Origin of the sequence: Pseudomonas sp. KB_12 (assembly GCF_052114545.1) — a bacterium.
In the GTDB taxonomy this organism is placed as follows: domain Bacteria; phylum Pseudomonadota; class Gammaproteobacteria; order Pseudomonadales; family Pseudomonadaceae; genus Aquipseudomonas; species Aquipseudomonas brassicacearum.
The window spans coordinates 36,700-52,017 of sequence record NZ_JBFREY010000011.1; the positions used below are offsets into that span (position 1 = coordinate 36,700).

Below are 15,318 nucleotides of genomic sequence, written 5' to 3' on the forward strand. Positions count from 1 at the left end.
TCTGCATTGATGTTGACTGATACACCGCTATCGCGAGCAAGCTCGCTCCCACAGGGGGTGGGTGGTGCCTGGGGGTTAGCGGATGTTTCTACGGCGCTCGGCGGCGAGTTTCTCGGCGAGGTGATCCAGGTCGGGAATCGGCGGTTGCGGCAGTTTCCTGAGGGTCGCCTGCATCAGGCGCATCTGGCGGATAAAACGCCGGCAGTTGGGGCAGAACATCAGGTGATGACGCACCATCAGGCGTTCACGAAAACTTAACTGGCCGTCGAGATAATCGCTGGAGCGCGCCACTTGTTCCTTGCAGGTCAGCATTCGCCGGTTTCCTCGAAATGTTCAACAGTCGCGAAGACTTTCAGCCGGGCGCGATGCAACAGCACTCGCACATTGGAGAGCGAAATATCCAGAAGATTACAGATTTCTTCCAGCTCCAGCCCCTGGCGTTCCCGCAGGTTCAGCACGCTGCCTTGCAGTTCCGACAGGCTGAGCAATGTGTGCTCCAGGCAATCGCGTAATTCCTCCATCGTGAGCAGCGCCTCAGGCGTGTCCTGGTGCCAGGCGAACGGCGCCAGCAGCCAATGACCGTCGGCGGCGAAACGATCATCGCCGAGGGTGCCATGGGGTGACGGCAGATCGTCTAGCAACACCTCCCGACGGTTCTGTTTGTAGCGCCCTTTGGCAGCGTTGGCGGTGATGGTCAGTAGCCAGGTCTTGAGGCTGGAACGCCCCTGGAAACCACTGAGATTACGCACCACCGACAGCCACGCGTCCTGCACCACTTCATCGACATGGCGGCTGCCGACGATGGCATAGGCCACGGCGCGCATCGGGCTCTGGTAGGCGCTGACCAGCTCCTTGTAGGCCTGCTGCTCACCGGCCAGGAGGCGTTGGAGCAGGAGGGTGTCATCGGTGATCGTCATTCAACGCCCTATTGCTGGATAGATCGCGGTTGTGGCGGGGATTTATGTGGGAGCAAGGCTTGCCCGCGATGCAGGCGACGCGGTCCTCCATAAACCGAGTCGCCTGTTTCGCGAGCAAGCTTTGCTCCCACAAGGACTTGCCCCCACAAAAAAATTCGACGCAGCAACAGTGGATCAACGCTTGCGCAAAATCACGCTGCCAATCGAATAACCGGCGCCGAACGAACTGAGTACGGCAACCGAGCCGCTGGGCAGGTCATCCTGGTATTTGTGGAATGCAATCACCGAACCGGCCGAACTGGTGTTGGCGTAGCGGTCGAGGATCACCGGGGCTTCCTCTTCGGTGGCTTCGCGTCCCAGCAGTTTGCGCACGATCAAGTGGTTCATGCTCAGGTTGGCCTGGTGCAGCCAGAAGCGCTTCACCTCGCCAACGTTCAGCTGGTTTTCTTCCAGGTGGGTACCGATCAGCTCGGCCACCATCGGGCAGACGTCGCGGAACACCTTGCGGCCTTCCTGGACGAACAGCTTGTCGCGGCTACCGGCGCCTTCTTCCGCGGCGCGGTTGAGGAAGCCGAAGTTGTTGCGGATATTGTTGGAGAACTTGGTCAGCAGCTTGGTGCTGACCACGTCGAACTGGTACGGCGAGGTCGCCAGGTCCGCCCGCTCGATGATCACGGCGGTAGCCGCGTCGCCGAAGATGAAGTGGCTGTCGCGGTCACGGAAGTTCAAGTGACCGGTGCACACTTCCGGGTTGACCATCAGGATTGCCCGGGCCTGTCCCAGTTGCACACTGTTGGCTGCTGCCTGGATGCCGAAAGTGGCCGAGGAACAGGCCACGTTCATGTCGAAACCGAAACCTTCGATGCCCAGCGCTTCCTGAACTTCGATGGCGATGGCCGGGTAGGCACGCTGCAGGTTGGAACAGGCGACGATCACCCCGTCGATGTCGGCGACGGTGCGGCCGGCGCGCTCCAGGGCCTGCTTCGCAGCGCCAATAGCCATTTCACACAGCACCGACCACTCGTCGTTGGAGCGCTCGGGCAAGCGTGGGGTCATGCGTTGTGGATCGAGAATGCCGTCCTTGTCCATGACAAAGCGGCTCTTGATGCCGGAAGCCTTTTCGATGAACGCGGCGTTGGACTCGGTCAAGGCCTCGACTTCACCGCGCGCGATGGCGTCGGCGTTGTCGGCGTTGAATTGCGCGACATAGGTATTGAAAGATTGCACCAGCTCTTCGTTGGAGATGCTGTTGGCCGGGGTGTACAGGCCGGTGCCGCTGATGACGACGTTATGCATGGTCGTGTCTCTGATCTGTTCAGGCAGAAAGCATTGGCACCGACGTACCAATACACAAAGGGACTTTTCCCATCCGGGGAAGCAGCCCTGGCATCGCTTTATTCCGATCCGCCCGGGGCATTGAAGCTCAAAACCACGGGACCGGCATTTATAGCTGCGAAGTTTGCCATAAACGCTGGCGTTTGGCCCATTCTCCCTTCACTACAACACCCTACCCTGTGGGAGCGAGCTTGCTCGCGATAGCGGTGTATCAGTCAACATCCATGCAGGCTGAACCACCGCTATCGCGAGCAAGCTCGCTCCCACAGGGGTTAGAGGGGCTGCCATCAACCCTCCACCTGCCCCCACTGCTTGCCCAGGCGCTTGTCCGAGATCGGCACCTTGGTCCCCAGTTGCTGGGCGAACAGCGACACCCGGTATTCCTCCAGCCACCAGCGGTACAGCTCCAGTTGCGGATCACGCTTGCCTTCCTGGGCGTGTTTGCTGGCGCGGGCCTGGTATTGGGCCCAGAGGTTCGACAGCTCGCCGCTCCAGACCCGGTCTTTCTGCACCTGGCTACCGAGCTTCTCGAAGCGTTGCTCGATGGCCTTGAGGTAGCGCGGCAATTCCTTGAGCCATTGATGCGGGGTTTCGCGGACGAAGCCCGGGTACACCAGGTGGCTGAGTTGCTGCTTGATATCGTTCAGCGCCACGGCCTGGGCCAGGTCGATCTTGCCCTTGAAGCGTTTTTGCAGGCCATGCCAGAGCTTGAGGATGTCCAGGGTCAGCTTCGCCAGGCGCTCGGCGTGCTCGGTCCAGCCGCCGCGCTTGCGCTCGGCCAGGGAGGCCAGTGCGGCGCCGTCACGGGGCAGGCTCGCTTCGCCTTCGAGCACACAACTGTCGAGGCTGGCGAGCAGGATGTCTTCCACCAGGCTGTCGATGCGGCCCAGGTCGCGGTACAGCAGGCCCAGTTCCGTCAGCCCCGGCAGCTTGCCGCGCAGGAACTTGGCCGACTCGGCCAATTGCTGCATGAGCAAGCGCTGCAAGGCCCGGCGATGCTGGAACTCGGCTTCGGCCGGCGTCGGGAAACGCCCTTCCTTGACCACGCCGCCCTCTTCCACCAGCGCCGGGTAGACCGTCATCGACAGCCCGGCGATCTTCTGTTGGGTTTTCTCGGCCACCGGCGCGAAGACCTTCGCCTCCACCGGTGCCTGGCTTTTCGCCGTTTGCGGCACGGCCAAGGCCGCCTGGCTGGCTTCGGCAAAACGCGCCGTCAGCTCGGCCAGGTCGCGGCCCTCGCCGAGGAACTTGCCTTGGCCGTCGACGATTTCCAGGTTCATGCGCAGGTGGCTTTCCACTTGCTGGGCCGCTTCGGCCCAGGCCTCGTCGCTGACCCGCGCTCCGGTCATGCGCAGCAGCTCACGGCCCAGGGACTGCGGCAACGAGCCCTCGGCGAAGGTGATGCGTTGCAGCGCCGCCTTGACGAAATCCGGCACCGGCACGAAGTTCTTGCGCAAGGCCTTGGGCAGGTTGCGCACCAGGGCGATGCACTTGGCTTCGATCACCCCTGGCACCAGCCACTCCAGGCGTTCCGGCGGCAGCATCGGCAGCAGTGGCGCCGGCACTCGCAACGTCACGCCGTCGCGCGGGTGGTTGGGCTCGAAGTGATAGCTCAGCGGCAAGGTCAGGTCACCGACGCGCAAGGTGTCGGGGTAATGTGCGGCGGTGACTTCGCTGGCTTCGCGGGCCAGCACGTCTTCTTCGCGCATGATCAGCAGTTGCGAGTCTTTCTGGCTGTTGATCCGGTACCAGCTGTCGAACGTCGCGGTCTGGTGGATCTCGGCCGGCAAGCGCGCGTCGTAGAACGCAAACAGGGTTTCCTCGTCCGCCAGGATGTCGCGGCGACGGGCCTTGGCTTCCAGCTCGTCGAGTTGCTCCAGCAACCGGGTATTGGCGCTCAGGCACTTGGCCTTGGACTGGATCTCGCCGCGCACCAGCGCCTCGCGGATGAACAGTTCACGGGAGACCACCGGGTCCACCGGCCCGTAATGCACTGGCCGCCGACCAACGACGATGAGCCCGAACAGGGTGATTTGCTCATAGGCCACCACCTGCCCGCGCTTCTTCTCCCAATGGGGTTCGAAGTGGTTTTTCTTGATCAGGTGCCCGGCCAGCGGTTCGATCCAGTCCGGTTCGATCTTGGCCACCATGCGCGCATACAGCTTGGTGGTTTCCACCAATTCGGCGGTCATCAGCCATTGCGGACGCTTCTTGCCCAGGCCCGACGAGGGGTGGACCCAGAACCGCCGCTGGCGAGCACCGAGGTAGTCGCCATCTTCGGTTTTCTGGCCGATCTGGCTCAACAGGCCCGAGAGCACCGCCTTGTGCAATTTCGGGAAGTCGGCCGGTTCTTTGTTGAGGCTCAGCTGCATGTCGCGACAGATCAGGCTCAACTGGCGATGGGAGTCACGCCACTCGCGCAGGCGCAGGTAATTGAGGAAGTTCTTGCGGCACCAGTTGCGCAGCGGGCTGGCGGTCAGGGCCTGGCGCTGCTCTTCGAAACCGCGCCACAGGTTGACCAGCCCGGCGAAGTCCGAATCCGCGTCCTTCCACTGAGCGTGGGCCTGGTCCGCCGCCTGTTGGCGCTCCGGCGGACGCTCGCGGGGATCCTGGATCGACATGGCGCTGGCGACGATCAACACTTCCTGCAAACTGCCCAGCTTCGCCGCTTCCAACAGCATCCGGCCCATGCGCGGGTCCACCGGCAGGCGTGCCAACTGGCGACCGAGCGGGGTCAACTGGCTGTTGCGGTCCACCGCCGACAATTCTTGCAGCAGGTTGAAACCGTCACTGATGGCCTTGCCGTCCGGCGGTTCGATGAACGGAAAATCGGTGATCTCGCCGAGACGCAGGTGCAGCATCTGCAGGATCACCGCCGCCAAGTTAGTGCGCAGGATTTCCGGGTCAGTGAACTCCGGCCGTCCAAGAAAATCTTCTTCGCTGTACAGCCGTACGCAGATCCCCGGCTCGACCCGCCCGCAGCGGCCCTTGCGCTGGTTGGCACTGGCCTGGGAAATGGCTTCGATGGGCAGGCGCTGGACCTTGGCCCGGTAGCTGTAGCGGCTGATGCGCGCGGTGCCGCTGTCGATCACGTAGCGGATGCCCGGCACGGTCAGCGAGGTTTCGGCGACGTTGGTCGCCAGTACCACGCGACGGCCCGGGTGGGACTGGAAGATCCGTTGCTGTTCGGCCGGCGACAGTCGCGCATACAGCGGCAGAATCTCGGTGTGCTTGAGCTGGGCCTTGCGCAGCATCTCCGCGGCGTCGCGAATTTCCCGCTCGCCCGGCAGGAACACCAGCACGTCCCCAGGGCTGCGCCGCTCGCTGCGCTCGTAGGCGGCGATTTCATCGAGGGTGGCGAGGATCGCCTGGTCGACGGTCAAGTCGTCCTCGACCCGGTTGCCTTCCTCGTCCTGCTCCAGGGTCAGCGGGCGATACCAGGTTTCCACCGGGAAGGTGCGGCCCGAGACTTCCACGATCGGCGCGTCATCGAAATGCTTGGAGAAACGCTCCAGGTCAATCGTCGCCGAGGTGATGATGACTTTCAGGTCCGGACGACGTGGCAGCAGGGTCTTGAGGTAGCCGAGCAGGAAGTCGATGTTCAGGCTGCGTTCGTGGGCTTCGTCGACGATGATCGTGTCGTAGCGCTCGAGGTAACGGTCATTCTGGGTCTCGGCCAGCAGGATGCCGTCGGTCATCAGCTTGATCAGGGTGTTGGCGTCGCTCTGGTCCTCGAACCGCACCTGATAGCCCACCAGCGCCCCCAACGGCGTGGCCAGTTCCTCGGCCACCCGGCTCGCCACACTGCGCGCGGCGATCCGCCGCGGTTGGGTGTGGCCGATCAAGCCATGCTGGCCGCGACCGATTTCCAGGCAGATCTTCGGCAACTGCGTGGTTTTGCCCGAGCCGGTTTCGCCGGCGATGATCAGCACCTGGTGCTTGAGCAGCGCGTCCTTGATTTCGTCGCGCTTGGCGGCAATCGGCAAATTATCGTCGTAGCGGATCACCGGCAGACTCGCCTTGCGCGCCAGCACCTGATCGCACGACGCCTGCATGCGCGCCACCCACTGGGCCAGCTTGGCCTCGTCGGGCTTCTTGCGCAGCTCGAGCAACTGGCGCCGCAACCGGTTGCGGTCTGCGAGCATGGCGTGGTCGAGGTTTTTCAGCAGCTTGTCGATAGCGGGGGCTTGGTCAGTCATCAGGTACGCAAGGGTCGTCGGTTTGAGCAGGGGGCGATTGTCGCAGATTTGCGGCTATTGCGCCGAGCACACAAAGCAGCCCCACCCCCTAAATTGTGGGAGCGAGCTTGCTCGCGATAGCGGTGAGTCAGTCACCCTCAATGCTGGCTGATACACCGCTATCGCGAGCAAGCTCGCTCCCACAGGGGATTTGCGTCAAGGAATGCTCTTGTGGCGAGGGAGCTTGCTCCCGCTCGGTTGCGCAGCAGCCGCAAAATCCCGGGGCCGCTTCGCGACCCAGCGGGAGCAAGCTCCCTCGCCACAAAAGCTACAAAAGCCACAAGCCACAAGCCACAAGCCACAGGGACTTCGTTCACGGCCACGGTTATTCGTTGTCCAGGTCCTTGCGCCGGTACGGGAACACGTCGATCACCTTCCCCGCCCTGATAGCCTCTTGCAGGCCTTTCCAGTAGTCGGCGTTGTACAACTCGCCGTGCAACTGGTCGAACAGCTTGCGCTGCCCGGCGTCGGCGAACAGGAACGGCGGGAATTCTTCGGGGAAGACGTCCAGCGGGCCGATGGAGTACCAGGGCTCGGAGGCCATTTCGTCTTCCGGTGTGCGGGGCTGGGGGATGTGGCGGAAGTTGGCTTCGGTCAGGAAGCAGATTTCATCGTAGTCGTAGAACACCACGCGGCCGTGACGGGTCACGCCAAAGTTCTTGAGCAGCATGTCGCCGGGGAAGATATTGGCCGCCGCCAGTTGCTTGATGGCCAGGCCATAGTCTTCCAGCGCCTCGCGCACCTGGTCCGGGTTGGCGTTTTCCAGGTACAGGTTCAGCGGTGTCATGCGGCGCTCGGTCCAGCAGTGACGAATCAGCACCGTGTCGCCTTCCACCGAGACCGTGGACGGCGCCACTTCCAGCAGTTCCTCCAGGCACGCCGGCTCGAACTTGCTCAGGGGAAAACGGAAATCGGCGAACTCCTGGGTATCGGCCATGCGCCCGACCCGGTCGACGCTTTTCACCAGACGGTACTTCTCGATCACCGTGGCCCGGTCGACGTTTTTCGACGGCGAGAAACGGTCCTTGATGATCTTGAATACCGTGTTGAAGCCCGGCAGGGTGAACACGCTCATGACCATGCCACGCACACCCGGGGCCATGATGAACTGGTCGTCGGTGTTCGCCAGGTGGTTGATCAACGCTCGGTAGAACTCGGATTTGCCGTGCTTGTAGAAACCGATGGAGGTGTACAACTCGGCGATGTGCTTGCCCGGCAGGATGCGCTTGAGAAAGCCGATGAATTCCGCAGGCACCGGCACGTCCACCATGAAGTACGAGCGGGTGAACGAGAAGATGATCGACACCTGCGCCTCGTCGGTAATCAGCGCATCGATCTGGATACCCCGGCCCTCGCGGTGCAACAGCGGGATCACCAGCGGCCACTGGTCCTCGCGGGTGTAGATCCGGCCCACCAGATAGGCGCCCTTGTTGCGATAGAGCACTGAAGAAAACAACTCCACCGTCAGCTCCGGGTCCTTGCAGACCCAGTCCGGCAGGTTCTCACGCAACTGCGCTTCGAGGCGCTGCAGGTCGCCCGGCAGATCGGCGTAGTCCTCGCTGAAACGGTAATCGGCGAACACGCTCGCCAGCATCCGGTCCAACTGCCCCAGGGGTTTGTAGGTGCGAGTCTGGGCGGCACGGGCCCGGCGCAGGCTGGGCCGGGTGGTGTGGATGAACATGGTGCCGTCGCTGATCAGGTCGTGGCTGAACAACCCGCAAAAGATCGAGTTGTACCAGGTTTCCGACAGCTCATCGTCGAAGCGCAGGTCGATCAGGCTGATGTAGGCGCTCTTGACCAGCGGCCAGCAGCTCACGTCCATCAGGGTTTCGTCATCGAAGGCGTTGTGCAGCCTGGCAACGGTTTCGAAGACTTTTTCTTCATACAAGTTGATGCGCGCCGCCGAAGCCGTTTGCGCCTCCAACCACAGGGCCTGCTCGAACCGGGCGCGGGCGCCATCGGTGATCTGCCGGAAATGCTCACGATAATCGTCGAAGCCGTCGAGGATCGAACGGGCGATTTCGATGGCGGGCCATGGCTGCGGCATAGGGTAAACCTCGGCGGGTCATGCTTGTTATTGGCGACTGAGCTTAGAGGCCAATCACGCGGCAACGCAACCATTGCCATCGCCATTCAGGGCGGCGACACTTGCCGCCCAATCAAGGAAGGAATGACTTGTGAACCTCGTTGATATCCTGCGTTTACTGTCACTGGCCGCTATCTGGGGCGCCAGTTTCCTGTTCATGCGCATTATCGCCCCCGTCATTGGCACAATCCCCACTGCCTTTTTTCGCGTGTCCATCGCCTTCGTCGGGCTGCTGGTGATCCTGGCCCTGATGCGCGTCGACTGGAATTTTCGCGGCAAGCTCAAAGTCGTGATGGGGCTGGGCCTGATCAACTCGGGCATTCCGGCCACGTTCTATTCGCTGGCGGCCCAGGTGCTGCCGGCCGGTTACTCGGCGATCTTCAACGCCACCACGCCGTTGATGGGGGTGTTGATCGGCGGTTTGTTCTTCAGCGAAAAACTCACCCCAGCCAAGGTCGGCGGTGTCTTCCTTGGGCTGCTCGGCGTCGGCATCCTGACCCGTGCCGGCCCGGTGGCGTTCGACCTGCAACTGTTGATGGGCGCCCTCGCCTGCCTGCTGGCCACCACCTGCTACGGCTTCGCCGGTTTCCTCACCCGTCGCTGGCTCGATCAGCAAGGTGGCTTGGACAGCCGTCTCTCGGCCCTGGGCAGCATGTTCGGCGCCACGGTGTTCTTGCTGCCGCTGTTTGGCTACAGCGTCATCAGCCAACCACCGGCCAGCTGGGGTGGCTGGAGCGTCTGGTTGTCACTGCTGGGGCTGGGCCTGGTGTGTACCGCGCTGGCGTACATCCTTTATTTCCGCCTGCTCAGCTCGATAGGCCCGGTCAAATCCATGACCGTGACCTTCCTGATCCCGCCGTTCGGAGTGCTGTGGGGGGCGTTGCTGCTGGATGAGCCGTTGGGGATGGCGCATCTGTATGGCGGGGTGTTGATTGCGGCGGCGTTGTGGTTGGTGCTCAAGCCCGCAGCTGTTAAACCAGCTGAAGTGTCTGCCCGGTAGTACGCCATCGCGAGCAAGCTCGCTCCCACAAAGGGCTGTGCATAACCCTGTGGGAGCGAGCTTGCTCGCGATAGCGGTGGTACAGCCAGCCAATAGCTAAGGGCTAGCGACTTTTACGAAACACAAACACCAATCCCACGATGATCAGCACCATCCCCAGCAGGCTCAACAACGCCAGCCGGTTGCCAAACACCAGGTAGTCCATGATCGCCGTCACCGCCGGTACCAGGTAGAACAGGCTGGTGACATTCACCAGGTTGCCGCGGGCGATCAGTCGGTACAGCAGCAATGTCGCCAGTACCGACACCACCAGCCCCATCCACAACACCGGCACGAAGAACCCTGTGCTGTACTCGAAATGGAACGGCTGGAACGGCACGAACACCGCGCACAGCAACAGCCCGGCCAGGTACTGCACCGGCAGCGTGCCCAGGGGGTTGTCGGTGATGCGCTTCTGCATGATCGAACCGGCCGTCATGCTCACCAGTGCCAGCAACCCGCAGAGCATCCCGGCCAGGGACATACCGGCCAGGCCGATGCCCTGGTACACCACCATGACCAGCCCGACCAACCCCAGCATCAGGCCGAACATCCGCAACCAGGAACGCTGCCGCTCCATGAGCACCACGGTCAGGATCGGTTGCACGCCCATCAGGGTTGCCATGACCCCCGGCGTGACACTCATTTGCAGCGCCAGCAGATAAAAAATCTGATAGGCGCCCAGCAGCACCAACCCGGTGGTCGCCGCGTACAGCATCGGCTTGCCAGTCTTGGGCAGCTTGAACTTGAGCAACGGAATCAACAGCACCAGCGCCGACAGCGCGATGGCAAAACGGATCAGCAAAAAGGCGAAGGGAGATGCATGGGCCAGGCCCAGCTTGGAAAAGATCGCCCCACTGCTCCACAGCAAAACGAACAGGCTCGTGGAAGCCGCCGCCAACAAGGCGTTTTTGGAAAGGGAAAACATGAATACCACCTGTAGTCAGGCAAAAAGCCAACTCAGCCGAAACTGAAGTCCAGTAGTTTTTTCAGGCGGGCACAGGGGGATGGCAACCGTTGCCGATCAGCCCTGAATGCCAACACCCGGCGGTGATACGAAGGCGTACACCGATGAGCTACGGACAGGTGGGGGGTATTGACCGATCTGCGCAGGCTGCTGGTTCCCACACGGCACGACGCCAGCGTTGAACGCTGGAACCACAACCGCGATGACAGGGGATGCAGGCATGAGCCGATCTCTTGAAGGAGCGGGTTCGAAAACCCGAAGAGCGCTGACTATAACCAGCGCTCGATGGACAACGCAATATTTAACCGAACAACCAATAGCCAAGCGCCGTCAGCACCGCCACCGCCAACACCGGCCGCATCACCCGGTAGGCCTTGGGATGCTTGCGTTTGAATTGCTTGACCCGGCCACTGATGCCGTCGCTGAACGATTTGCTCCAGGCATAGGCCCGGTTGATGCCACCGACGTGTTCATCGTCCAGGTTCTGCGGCGCGGTAGCGCGACCGAGGAACGCGCTGATGCTGCGGTTGAGGCGGGTCATCAACCGGCTTTTCAGGGGCCGCTCGACATCGCAGAACAGGATCACGCGGGTCTGCGGGGTTTCGTTCTTGACCCAGTGCACATAGGTTTCATCGAACATGACGTCTTCGCCGTCACGCCAGGCGTAGATCTGGCCGTCGACGAAGATCCGGCAGTCGTCGGAATTGGGGGTGGACAGGCCCAAGTGATAACGCAACGAGCCGGCGAAGGGATCTCGGTGGGGATTCAGATGGCTGTCACCCGGCAGCAGGGCAAACATCGCGCCCCGGACATTGGGGATCTGGCTGACCAGCGCGACCGTCCTGGGGCACAACAGCTCAGCCGACGGCAGCGGTTTGTCGTACCACTTGAGGTAGAAACGCTTCCAGCCCTTCTTGAAGAACGAGCCGAAACCCGCGTCGTTGTTCTTCTCGGCAGCGCGAATGTAGCCCTCGTCGAACAGGTGCATGGCCTCGTCGCGGATGACTTGCCAGTTGTCCTTGAGCACATCCAGTTCGGGGAATTTGCTGCGGTCCAGGTAAGGTCTCGAGGGCACGCCGGAGAACAGGTACATCAAGGCGTTATAGGGGGCGAACAACGCCGAGTGGTTGACGAACTGGCGCAACACCGGCAAACGCGCCTTGCCACGCAAATGCACATAAAGCGTACTGCCCAGAAACAGCAGCAACACCGAGGCCTTGGCGACAAACGAAACGGTCATTTTATAATTCCTTGTCCAAAACAACTGACGCAACGCCTACTGCCCGACGTAGCCGAAGGCCATGTTAATCCCTAATGGCCCGGGTAAACACCGTCTGACACAACATTCTCTGTTGAGTAAAACGCAATAAACACTTTCTAACAGGCGCCACCTGAACCTTGGCTGACGCCTGTCAAACAACCCGTGCAATGCAACCTGAGGCCTCTTGCGGCAGGCTCCCAAGGCAAGCTCCTGCGACAACCTTTTGTGGCGAGGGAGCTTGCTCCCGCTGGGCTGTGAAGCAGCCCCAAAAGCCTGCGAGCGCTGCGCACTCGAGCGGGAGCAAGCTCCCTCGCCACAAAAGCTCTTCCACCAGTTCCTACATACAGTTACTGCTGAATCTCCTGCTCGGTAAACAGATCACTGAACAACATGCTCGACAAGTACCGCTCGCCCGAATCCGGCAGGATCACGACGATGGTCTTGCCCTGCATCTCCGGTTTTTCCGCCAGGCGTACGGCCACGGCCATCGCCGCGCCACAAGAGATCCCGCAGAGGATGCCCTCCTCCTGCATCAAGCGCAGGGCCATGGCCTTGGACTCGTCGTCAGAGACCCGCTCGACCAGGTCAACGATCGACAGGTCAAGGTTCTTCGGCACGAACCCGGCGCCGATCCCCTGAATCTTGTGGGGGCTGGGCTTGATCTCCTGGCCCGCCATCGCCTGGGTAATCACCGGCGAAACCTCGGGCTCGACCGCCACCGACAGGATCGGTTTGCCACAGGTGTTCTTGATGTACCGTGAAACGCCGGTGATGGTGCCGCCGGTGCCCACACCGGCCACCAGCACGTCCACCGCGCCGTCGGTGTCGTTCCAGATTTCCGGACCGGTGGTTTTTTCGTGAATCGCCGGGTTCGCCGGGTTATCGAACTGCTGCGGCATGAAGTATTTGGCTGGATCGCCGGCCATGATCTCGGCGGCTTTGTCGATGGCCCCTTTCATGCCCTTCGCCGGTTCGGTGAGCACCAGTTCCGCGCCCAGGGCCTTGAGCACCTTGCGGCGCTCGATGCTCATGGAGGCGGGCATGGTCAGCATCAGCTTGTAGCCACGAGCGGCGGCGACGAACGCCAGGCCAATCCCGGTGTTGCCCGAAGTCGGTTCGACGATGGTCATGCCCGGCTTGAGTTTGCCCGAGCTTTCAGCGTCCCAGATCATGTTCGCGCCGATCCGACACTTGACCGAATACCCTGGGTTACGCCCCTCGATCTTGGCCAGGATGGTCACACCGCGCGGGGCAATGCGGTTGATCTGCACCAGCGGCGTATTACCGATGGAATGGGCGTTGTCAGCGAATATACGGCTCATGGCTGGGTCCTTGATGCAGCGGGAATGTAAGCCTTTAAAGGTATGCCTCTTGCCCATGGGCGTCCAGTTGCACCGAACGTTCCCGTTGCTGCGACAGTCAATGGCATTAGAAGGCGCTCCCCCAACACACGCTGGAGACTGACTGACATGAAGCGTCGATACCGTTGGCCATTGTGGGTTTTCGCCGCCATCGTCGCGGTGCTGGTGACCCTGCATTTCACCTTGCCTTATCTGGTACGCGACTACCTGAACGAAAAACTGGCCGACATGGGCGATTATCGCGGCCGGATCACCGACGTGGACCTGGCCCTGTGGCGCGGTGCCTACCGGATCAATGGCCTGGAAATCGTCAAGGTCGACGGCAAGGTCCCGGTGCCGTTCGTCAGCGCACCGCTGGTGGACCTGTCTGTGAGCTGGCACTCGCTGTGGTATGACCATGCGGTGGTCGCCGAGGTTGAATTCGCCCGCCCGGAAGTGAACTTCGTCGACGGCGGCGCCAACCGCCAGAACTCCCAGACCGGCCGGGGCACCAACTGGCGCGAGCAGTTGAGCAAACTGCTGCCCATCACCTTCAACGAAGTGCGCATCCGCGATGGCAAGGTCACCTTCCGCAATTTCAACTCCAAGCCACCGGTCAACCTGCGAGCCACCAACGTCAACGCCAACTTCTACAACCTGACCAACGTGGTCGACACCAAAGGCAAGCGCGACGCCCGTTTCGAGGGCAAGGCTCTGGTGGCCGAACACGCTCCATTGGAAATGCAGGCCACCTTCGACCCGTTGAGCGACTTCGAGGATTTCGACTTCCGCCTGCGGGCCAGGAACATCGAGCTCAAGCGCCTGAACGATTTCGCCGCCGCTTATGGAAAATTCGATTTCAATGCCGGTCACGGCGACCTGGTGATCGAGGCCGAAGCCGACAACGCCAAGCTCAGCGGCTACATCAAGCCATTGCTGCGCGATGTCGATGTGTTCGACTGGCAGCAGGACGTGGAAAACCAGAACAAGAACATCTTCCGCTCGGTCTGGGAAGCGCTGGTCGGCACAGGCGAAACGGCCCTCAAGAACCAGCGCAAGAACCAGTTCGCCACCCGCGTGGAACTCAGCGGCAATGTTCACCAGCAGGACATCAGCGCCTTCGAAGCCTTCCTGCAGATCCTGCGCAACGGTTTCGTCGAGGCCTTCAATGCCCGTTATGAACAACCGCCGCCGTCGACCGATTAGGGCTTGCGCGTGACGGTGTAGCGGCCGGGCGCTTCTGCTGCCGCTATTCCCGCTCCTTGCTGCAATGAGTCCCAGCCCAGGCATGCCAAGGCCAGCGAACGCGGCACAGCCTCGCGACCGCTGCTGTAGCGGCTGATGCTGCGAGCGCTGACCCCCAGTGCTTCAGCCGCCTGGTTCAGCGGCAGGCCCGTGCGGGCGCGCCAACCGATGAAGATGCGGGTATTTTCGTCCACGGCGTTCTGCGCCAGTGCGTCCAGATACAAGGTATCGGCACCGATCTGGATATCCAGCGCAGGCCATTCCACGCTCCAGCCATCGTCGCCCAGGGCTGCGCCCTCAAACGCTCCATCTTCAAGCAAAGGCTGCAAGCCTGGATAACGTTGTACATCGGCGCTCAAGTCCAGCCTCAGTTGCTGACCGTCAATGAACGTCAGGTCCAGGCTGAACGGCAATAAAGGCTGCACGGCCAATAGCCGCGGTCGTTTCATGGGTAGCATCGTTGCCAATCCTCCAGCAGTTGCGCTTGATGGGCGCTGACCCAGTCCAGCGCTTCCTTGATGATCAATGGCGGCGCCCGGCCCATCATCACTTCGAATGTGGTACCCCTGTGGCGAGGAAGCTTGCTCCCGCTGGGCTGCGAAGCGGCCCCAAAAGCCTGCGAGCGCTGCGCACTCGAGCGGGAGCAAGCTCCCTCGCCACAAGAGCGGCTGACCGTAAGTAAAAACATGAACTCGGAAGCGTATCGCCAAATTGGCGATATGCAATACTGGCAAGGCGCCGAGACTAAGTCAACATGTGACGCTCCATTCAGAGACTGAATACAGCGTCTGCGTTCACAGTCGGCGGGGCGCCGCGTTATAGTCGGGCACGATATTTATTTTCGCGCGCCCCGCCTCGCCAGGCCGGCGACACGTTCGAGGAAATTGCAG

At 61.6% G+C, this 15,318-nt stretch carries 11 protein-coding genes and 1 pseudogene; 2 read left to right on the plus strand and 10 right to left on the minus strand.

What is annotated here, in order from left to right; all coding sequences use genetic code 11:
• Positions 1–75 precede the first annotated feature (75 nt).
• From AB4Z20_RS11225 to aceK, 5 genes are all read right to left on the minus strand, one after another.
• Entirely contained in the window at positions 76–312 is a 237-nt protein-coding gene (locus AB4Z20_RS11225; RefSeq protein WP_003198910.1) for an anti-sigma factor family protein, read from the minus strand.
• Positions 306–917 (minus strand): RNA polymerase sigma factor, encoded by a 612-nt coding sequence (locus AB4Z20_RS11230; RefSeq protein WP_253472299.1) that lies wholly within the window; start codon positions 915–917, stop codon positions 306–308. Before AB4Z20_RS11230 ends, AB4Z20_RS11225 begins: the two co-directional genes overlap by 7 nt.
• Before the next feature lie 174 nt (positions 918–1,091).
• Positions 1,092–2,213 carry a beta-ketoacyl-ACP synthase III gene (locus AB4Z20_RS11235; RefSeq protein WP_320390037.1) on the minus strand — a complete coding sequence of 374 codons (1,122 nt, stop codon included), beginning with the start codon at positions 2,211–2,213 and terminating at the stop codon, positions 1,092–1,094.
• Positions 2,214–2,539: 326 nt separating this feature from the next.
• Positions 2,540–6,451 carry an ATP-dependent RNA helicase HrpA gene (gene hrpA / locus AB4Z20_RS11240; protein ID WP_442089888.1) on the minus strand — a complete coding sequence of 1,304 codons (3,912 nt, stop codon included), beginning with the start codon at positions 6,449–6,451 and terminating at the stop codon, positions 2,540–2,542.
• Between the two features lie 364 nt (positions 6,452–6,815).
• A complete protein-coding gene (gene aceK / locus AB4Z20_RS11245) occupies positions 6,816–8,537 on the minus strand; it encodes a bifunctional isocitrate dehydrogenase kinase/phosphatase (RefSeq protein ID WP_442089889.1) in 1,722 nt (573 codons plus the stop codon).
• 130 nt (positions 8,538–8,667) lie between these two features.
• Here aceK and AB4Z20_RS11250 point away from each other — a divergent pair, with 130 nt between their 5' ends.
• The gene (locus AB4Z20_RS11250) at positions 8,668–9,576 is read left to right on the plus strand and encodes a DMT family transporter (protein ID WP_258690555.1); all 909 of its coding nucleotides are present in this window, start codon (positions 8,668–8,670) and stop codon (positions 9,574–9,576) included.
• Between the two features lie 103 nt (positions 9,577–9,679).
• On the opposite strand, the gene AB4Z20_RS11255 is transcribed toward AB4Z20_RS11250, so the two are convergent.
• The 3 genes from AB4Z20_RS11255 to cysK all read right to left on the minus strand — a co-directional run bounded on the left by AB4Z20_RS11255 (position 9,680) and on the right by cysK (position 13,165).
• A complete protein-coding gene (locus tag AB4Z20_RS11255; RefSeq protein ID WP_258690554.1) occupies positions 9,680–10,543 on the minus strand; it encodes a DMT family transporter in 864 nt (287 codons plus the stop codon).
• Positions 10,544–10,883: 340 nt separating this feature from the next.
• Positions 10,884–11,822 (minus strand): aspartyl/asparaginyl beta-hydroxylase domain-containing protein, encoded by a 939-nt coding sequence (locus AB4Z20_RS11260; RefSeq protein WP_214512054.1) that lies wholly within the window; start codon positions 11,820–11,822, stop codon positions 10,884–10,886.
• 368 nt (positions 11,823–12,190) lie between these two features.
• Complete coding sequence (gene cysK / locus AB4Z20_RS11265; RefSeq protein ID WP_092150801.1) at positions 12,191–13,165, minus strand: cysteine synthase A; 975 nt, start codon at positions 13,163–13,165, stop codon at positions 12,191–12,193.
• 147 nt (positions 13,166–13,312) lie between these two features.
• Between cysK and AB4Z20_RS11270 the strand changes: the two genes are divergently transcribed.
• Positions 13,313–14,389 carry a DUF748 domain-containing protein gene (locus AB4Z20_RS11270; RefSeq protein ID WP_258690552.1) on the plus strand — a complete coding sequence of 359 codons (1,077 nt, stop codon included), beginning with the start codon at positions 13,313–13,315 and terminating at the stop codon, positions 14,387–14,389.
• On the opposite strand, the gene AB4Z20_RS11275 is transcribed toward AB4Z20_RS11270, so the two are convergent.
• Together AB4Z20_RS11275 and AB4Z20_RS11280 are read right to left on the minus strand one after the other, a co-directional pair.
• Positions 14,386–14,886, minus strand: coding sequence for a DUF2442 domain-containing protein (locus tag AB4Z20_RS11275; RefSeq protein WP_253472283.1), 501 nt, complete (start codon positions 14,884–14,886; stop codon positions 14,386–14,388). The two genes, AB4Z20_RS11270 and AB4Z20_RS11275, sit on opposite strands and share 4 nt — an antisense overlap.
• Positions 14,874–14,987 (minus strand): annotated as a pseudogene (locus tag AB4Z20_RS11280) (DUF4160 domain-containing protein); the annotation flags it as partial. The gene AB4Z20_RS11275 and the pseudogene AB4Z20_RS11280, both read right to left, overlap by 13 nt.
• Between the last annotated feature and the right edge of the window lie 331 nt (positions 14,988–15,318).

Coding starts and splice junctions, on each gene's coding strand:
- AB4Z20_RS11225 (WP_003198910.1), bottom strand. CDS start 312: ATGCTGACCTGCAAGGAACAAGTGGCGCGCTCCAGCGATTATCTCGAC.
- AB4Z20_RS11230 (WP_253472299.1), bottom strand. CDS start 917: ATGACGATCACCGATGACACCCTCCTGCTCCAACGCCTCCTGGCCGGT.
- AB4Z20_RS11235 (WP_320390037.1), bottom strand. CDS start 2,213: ATGCATAACGTCGTCATCAGCGGCACCGGCCTGTACACCCCGGCCAAC.
- hrpA (WP_442089888.1), bottom strand. CDS start 6,451: ATGACTGACCAAGCCCCCGCTATCGACAAGCTGCTGAAAAACCTCGAC.
- aceK (WP_442089889.1), bottom strand. CDS start 8,537: ATGCCGCAGCCATGGCCCGCCATCGAAATCGCCCGTTCGATCCTCGAC.
- AB4Z20_RS11255 (WP_258690554.1), bottom strand. CDS start 10,543: ATGTTTTCCCTTTCCAAAAACGCCTTGTTGGCGGCGGCTTCCACGAGC.
- AB4Z20_RS11260 (WP_214512054.1), bottom strand. CDS start 11,822: ATGACCGTTTCGTTTGTCGCCAAGGCCTCGGTGTTGCTGCTGTTTCTG.
- cysK (WP_092150801.1), bottom strand. CDS start 13,165: ATGAGCCGTATATTCGCTGACAACGCCCATTCCATCGGTAATACGCCG.
- AB4Z20_RS11270 (WP_258690552.1), top strand. CDS start 13,313: ATGAAGCGTCGATACCGTTGGCCATTGTGGGTTTTCGCCGCCATCGTC.
- AB4Z20_RS11275 (WP_253472283.1), bottom strand. CDS start 14,886: ATGCTACCCATGAAACGACCGCGGCTATTGGCCGTGCAGCCTTTATTG.